Origin of the sequence: Edaphobacter sp. (assembly GCF_035532915.1) — a bacterium.
GTDB lineage: Bacteria > Acidobacteriota > Terriglobia > Terriglobales > Acidobacteriaceae > Edaphobacter.
In genome coordinates this window covers 1-6249 of the sequence record NZ_DATKQC010000069.1, presented here as the reverse complement: position 1 = coordinate 6249, position 6249 = coordinate 1, and the positions used below count along the sequence as shown (strand labels likewise).

Sequence of the window (6249 nt, the reverse complement as noted above, 5' to 3'; positions counted from 1 at the left end):
CTTTGACCGTCTGTCCGCTTTGACTCTGCTCTGATACCAACCCTCGCCACTTCGTCCATAGTTCTGCCCTGAGCTGTTTCATTCCTCAAGATTGAGGCCTGACATAGATCCAAACAAGATGGGCTTTATATAGCGCTCACCTTCGTTCATCGAACAATTGGCTTAGAACCCAACTCTGACGTGTAGTTCATTGACCAAGCACACGGGAACCTGCACTTGACCAGGCTGCCCTTGCGGGCTAATCGAACAACTCTGGCAGTCTATGAATGAGCCTTCGCGCTGATGGCCAACCAGCTTCGATGAACACATCGAGGCAGTCCACAAGAGCCTGCCGACGAGCTTCATCCCGGAAAATGTCCCGGTGGTCGGCAAGACATACCCCAACAATCCTGACGAAGACATCCGCCCCCATCGAATCAAACTGATAGCCCTGGCGCTTCCCACCCTCAAGTAGCGCATGTGCGATGAGGTCGAAGATTCTTCCTGGATTCGCGGGTAGCAGGAACTCGAGAATCTGTAGGAGGTGATAAATTGTGTGGGCTGCTCCCAGGTCGCCGATCCTTCGGAGGATAGGTTCGACCTCACCCAAAAAAGCGATCTTCTCTTTCAGCGACTCCATGCCGACAGGCTCACGCGGGTTCATCGCATGAAAGGCGCCGGAAGCAAAGTAGAGCTGGCTGCAGGCGTGGTCAAGTGTTTTCGCCACTGACGTAGCCTCATCCTTCTGTTGCGACTGCTCCCCAGGTCCCTGCGCAAAGTAGGCGGCCAGCCAGTCCGAGGTGCTGTCGACAACGTGGGCAACCAGTTCCTGGCTCCGTTGGCGATAGCCTTGCTTTGCGGGTGAATCATCGGCATATCCATCGATCAAAGCGCCACGCACCGCACTCAACGCGGAGTTGAGGTCAGTTTCATGTGCGACTAGGTCAGTGCACCACTCCAGCACAACCGACCCACATTGCGTGCGACCATTCCATACATAGAGCATCGCGAGCAGCGCCGCCACATTCTCACGGACTCCACGTCTTGCATCACTCGGGACTGGATCGGCGGCCAGCCGATCACGCAATGTGAGGACCAATGTTTCCACATGCTCTGGATCTGCATTGCGGACATTACCGAGAAACTGCGTGAACGCAGACAGGACTGCCTTGTTTGGTTCGTTTTGCGCGATCCAATCTGCAAGCTTCCACATCGTCTCGCGGCCCCGGCTCCAGAGAACTGCAAGAGTGCTCGCGACGATTCCGCGAACTGCTGGATGAGGATCGGACAACAACTGCTCTAACCTCGCCAGAATCTCAGCATCGGCCTGCGGCCGGAGCTGGCACAGTTGCACTAAGTTCCGTGCGGCGTCGATCCTCGGCGCCGGTCCCCCGACCGATTGCGAACGTTCGAAGCGCGCCTCCTCGGCAGCGCTCCCCACAGGAAAGTGCGAGTGAGAAAGTCGAAGCGTAATCCCCTTAACTGAGTCGATCTGGGATTCATCGGTCAGTGCTTGCTCTCCCCGCCCAGAGAGGATGGCAGAACAGCCATCTACCACCGCGCCAGCAGCCACGCGCAGCACCTCCAAAGGAACGCCTGCAACCTCGGCGGCATGCATTGCCGTCTCAAGGCCTGTTATTAGATTCAGTGCGGCGGGAACATCGGAGATCGTAGAAAGTGGCTGTGCGTCCCTCAGCCCCAACGCTGCCTTGACCGACTTTGTGTGCGCAAGAATAGCTGCGTTAGCCGGTGCTTCCACCTCGATATTCTGCTCATGCAGCCACCAGTACTCCTCCATCGCCACCGGACCACCTTCAATCGAGAAGGGTCGACTATTCGGTATAGGAGCAGCCTGTTCGGTGGCGGACTCTACCAGGGCGCGTGCAGCTTCTGTAGCAAGGTAGTCCTGCCCAATGGCCTGGAAGAGAGATGATAAGAGAACTCTCTTCGCTTTCTCCGGCTGCACGAAGCCCGAGAAGTCCGTCTGAAGAATGGCTTCTTCAAATTCCGTTCGTTCCGTCTCCGACTTGTTCGGATACAGTGCAGCAATCAGATCGATCGCGTCCTTTCGCAGATCGGACGACAGGAGAACCTGCTGCTTCGTGACCAGTTCCCAGAGGAGATAGCCGAAGACCTCTGGCCGCTCCGCTGCAACCATGAAGAAGCGGGTCCAGAGCAGGGCGAGATGATTTTCGCTGAAGAATAATTCAACAACTGCGGCGGCCTCCTCCGGGGAGGCAGACCGCAACCACTGCACAAACGCTTGGACAAGAATCATGACGTTGTCAGGGTGCGTGTCCACTACATCCCATGCCCAGATGTGGCTTAGGTCTTCGGTTACGCGGACATCCTTATTGCCTACTTTGAGAGTCCAGTCACCATGCGGTTCCTGCTGCGCGTGTTCGCTTCCGGTGAAGCCATCGACGGCTTGTATCAATACTTTCGTGGCTTCCAGGGGTGAATCCTTCAAGAATTCGGGAAAGTAATGAGCTAGTTGATAGCGAGCCATCTCATAGTCTTGGGAAGCATTAGACATAAACGGCATGATCTGGCTGTCGCTCATTCGGGTCGTCTGCTGAGATGTTATGCGGTGTGAGAAGACCTCGCCGTAAACCGTGATGGCGAATTCAGGATCGACTACTTTGATCGTGGCGATCTGACGTGCAACAGCAGGCGCCTCAACATAGCCGTGGGCCTCGAATCTCCCCGCCGCGAATACCTTGCTCAAGAGAGCGCGCGAAGCCTGCGAATCGGAGGCATAGGTTTCAGCGACGTACTGGATTCCCACCGCTGCCAATCCAGACGAGTATTCTTTATCGTTGTGGGCAAATGTGGCTTCCAGAAGGTTGCGCGCAGCGGTGCCGAATTCATTCTGATGCCTTGAAGCCGATGTCTGCTTCATCAGAATGCCAAGCAGAAAGCCAATTACCCCGATAAGATCGGGAATCTTGCTCGCCTCGACGGCAACTTGCGCCCAGGGCACTAGGGGTACAGTGTCGGGGTGATCCTCATTCCAGATAGCGAGTGAACCAATAATCGACGCGAAGATTGATCGGCCTACTCCGTCTTTCACTAGCTGATGAATGAGTCCGTCCGTATCGGCCCTGACGACCGGTAGTTCGCTACTTGAGCGAGCAGCGATGCTTCGGGCAATCGGGTCGACAGTCCTATCCCCGATCAACTGAGCAACCGTGTTCCAGTACTGCTCGCGGTCGGCATTGCTGTTCCAAAGCTCCTGCAGCGCATATCCCAGTGCCGGGCCAAGCAACAATCCCAGTCCGCTCGCCCGAAGAAATGCCTGTTGGATTCCGGCGCTGTCGAACGGATTGAGATAAAGGCGGCTGGCCGCATAGTCGAATAGGATGTGATGACGAAAAGCAACATGCCGACCGCCAGATTGCTCCACCAGGACCCCGGAACCGAGGAGTCGCAGTAGTCCATTACCGCCGCTGCGAAAGGCCGTATCCTGCGAGGCACGCAGAGAACGACCGTTGACCATCTCCTGCAGGACTGCTCGCAAACAGGCGTCCCCATCGGGTGCGAACACTTGAACACGGTGCTGCCAATACAAATCGAGAAGTTCTGCCTGTGTGCGCAATGAGCCCAACGCGGCAGGCACCAAGCCATCGGAGATGAGATCAGCGAGTAGCTTGGTGTTGAACGGGACCAACGCGAGATTTCTAAGCTTCTGCCCCCCAGCGACAATCGCTGCAGAGAGCCGAGGCGCCCGCGCCAACAAGTCGTCCAGTTCCTCGTTCGTCCAGGGCGATACCTGAACATGCCGCACCTTGCCAAAGTCAGGGTTAGCAAACTCCGGGGCAGGTGGCCCTCCTGGAAAGAGCAACCGGAATTGCGTTCCAAGTCGGAGGTCGAAGGACCTTACTGAAGCGATGATTCGCCATCTTCCCCCCGGCAGAGACATCACCTCCTCAATCAGGCCCTTGAAGACCAACTCCCCGGCACCACCCCGAACGGCATCAAGAGAGTCGATCAACAGGAATGCAGGCGCGGCTCCGGGCCAATTCTGAAGGACATCGCGGATCGGATGGCTCAGGCCAAGCTCGGTTCTAAGGCCATCCAGCCCGGTGACGGGTACCCGGTCGACCGAGAGTTGCAGGACTTCGCTTCCGCGCTCGCTCAAAGTTCGTCCCAGAATATTCAGAACCGCGCTTTTCCCCGCGCCTGGTTCACCGACAAGCAGGAAAGACCCGTCCTGCGCGGCGTTCAGCGCGGCGGCCATACACTGTCTCGGCACGGTCAGATCTTCGCCGTCAATTCTGATTGCTTCGAATGAAGCCAACGCGTTGCGATTCCGCCCGCTGTCTGCGCGAAATGCCTCGACATCCGTTCGGTAGTCCGGGGGCGCGAGCAACCGGATGGACTTCTCCTCAAGGCTTCGGCGTAGCGCACGCGTATCCGCGCCAGTTCGCGCGGCCATGTGCTGTTCACAGATACCGCCGAGAACTTCGAGCGTGGCAGGTGCATCATCAGGCCGGAGCAGAGCGCCCTTCAACATTTCTATGGCGACCGCAGCGTCTGGACCTTCCAAGTCAAATCGCACGACGGCGGTTAGGTCGAGCATTTGTGCTATATCTTCCGGCGTCGCCGTGCTTCCGACCACTTCATGCCATGCCGTCTCAAGCAACGTGCTGAATGATTCGAGTGCTTTTTCCTGAGTGGCTGGAGTCGTCGCGCGGTTTGCGTTGGCCCTCCGCCGTGAAAGAGCCTGGGCTAGATCGTTCGCAACAGTGCCGGCTGCGCCCGGTCCGACGGCGATCAGGAACAGATCTCGACCGAGCGTAAGTGGCCTATTCCAACCGAGGCTCCCATCTCCGCCAGCGCAGGCCCGCCATTGCCGAACGACCTGTTCGGCAGTCTTGCCGAGTTCACTATCGAGTTTTTTCGCAAGAGTAAGAGATGTCTTTGCTTGGGTAAAGACATAGCCGTCGGCGTTCGTCGCAACCAGAATATCGTCGAGTGGAGCATCGGTCTCGAAGCGCAATTCGCGGACACGTGCAGTTCCGATTCCAAGTCTGGCGTCCAGGGGCCTATCTGCAATCGCCGCAGTAGCGAACAATGCGCCCAGCGCTCCATGAAACGTTACTCCAGCCGCAGTTGCATTGCCGCCGCCAGTTGCCAGGGCTGCCTCACCGGATTCCTGTTGCTCATCAGTTCTGACTTCGCCCGTACTATCGTCCATGCGATCGCGCTCTCGTAGAACCTGTCCGCATCAATTCTATGCCCCTAACGACGGAGATTCTTTCATCGCTACCAGGAGACGTGGCGCGGTTGGTTGGCGAGGCAAACGATCCAAATAGTAGCTGCCTGTGATGCGGGCGATCAGCGAGATGATGCGGCCAGAGTCGCTGGGGAGACCTGGAGAAGCTTCAAGCGGGGATAGACTTCACAATCCCTCAAAGCGAATCCCGCACTCAGTGTTCATAGTCTCCAGCTATCGAGCGGTTCGTGCCAGATCATGTTGTCGAGGATTCGCTGCCCTTCCCGCTCGATCCATCGTTCGCTGATCCAGTAGGTGGACACCAAGATGACCACCAAGAGGCACCCTCCAATGGTAGTCACAGCAACCTCTCGAATTGATGGCCGAGGCGACGTGACTCTTGCACCGCAGGACGGGCAAACGTCATTCACACTCGATCCTTGAGCCTTCCCTGATCCGGTTAGAGCTCTGCATATTGTCGCGATAGGTTCCTTCGTCGTCCACATCTTGTCCCTCCTCTTCTTCCTCTTCATCATCGCCACTAGGTTCCCTGGTTCCAGCTGCCGCGTAGGCGGCCCGCTCGCGTTTGTCCCGCCGGACATCCAGAAGTTGTTCTCCAACCGTGTGCTTCGGAGAAAAGCAGTACTGGACGTACGCCTCGAAGAGAGCCTGATTCGGAATGCCGCGCTTCAAGACATCGGCATGATGCTGCTTGTAAAGGCTCATCAGCGCTTCGGGCGTGATGGTGTAGGATCTCCGCTTGCCGCGGCAGGCGATGGATGCCTGAAGCCATCCCTGTTCAATCCAGAAGACGATCTCCGCTTTTCGAACGTGGAGGGCTATTGCAAGGCTCTCTACTGAAAACAGGTCGCACCGGATCTCGCGCAAGCTGAGGTCGTTTCTCTTGAGCATGTTTCGGATCGCCTTGGGTGTCCATAGGAAAAGGAGAGCGCGTACGTTTCGTATCCCTCAGCCTTCGCGATGGCCAGCACTGTTGTCGAATCCAGGCCCCCGCTGAGCAGCACCACCGCCCTACGCCTCTGTTCACTCAT

3 protein-coding genes are annotated in these 6249 nt (G+C 57.1%); all 3 read right to left on the bottom strand.

Annotated features, from left to right (window positions below; all coding sequences use genetic code 11):
- Positions 1–238: 238 nt before the first annotated feature.
- The 3 genes from VMU57_RS03645 to VMU57_RS22955 all read right to left on the bottom strand — a co-directional run bounded on the left by VMU57_RS03645 (position 239) and on the right by VMU57_RS22955 (position 6249).
- The gene (locus tag VMU57_RS03645) at positions 239–5179 is read right to left on the bottom strand and encodes an ATP-binding protein (protein WP_325380884.1); all 4941 of its coding nucleotides are present in this window, start codon (positions 5177–5179) and stop codon (positions 239–241) included.
- Positions 5180–5620: 441 nt separating this feature from the next.
- Positions 5621–6109, bottom strand: coding sequence for a hypothetical protein (locus tag VMU57_RS03640; RefSeq protein WP_325380882.1), 489 nt, complete (start codon positions 6107–6109; stop codon positions 5621–5623).
- Positions 6052–6249, bottom strand: coding sequence for a 7-cyano-7-deazaguanine synthase (locus tag VMU57_RS22955; RefSeq protein ID WP_325380880.1), 198 nt, complete (start codon positions 6247–6249; stop codon positions 6052–6054). The genes VMU57_RS03640 and VMU57_RS22955 overlap by 58 nt, the downstream gene beginning before the upstream one ends.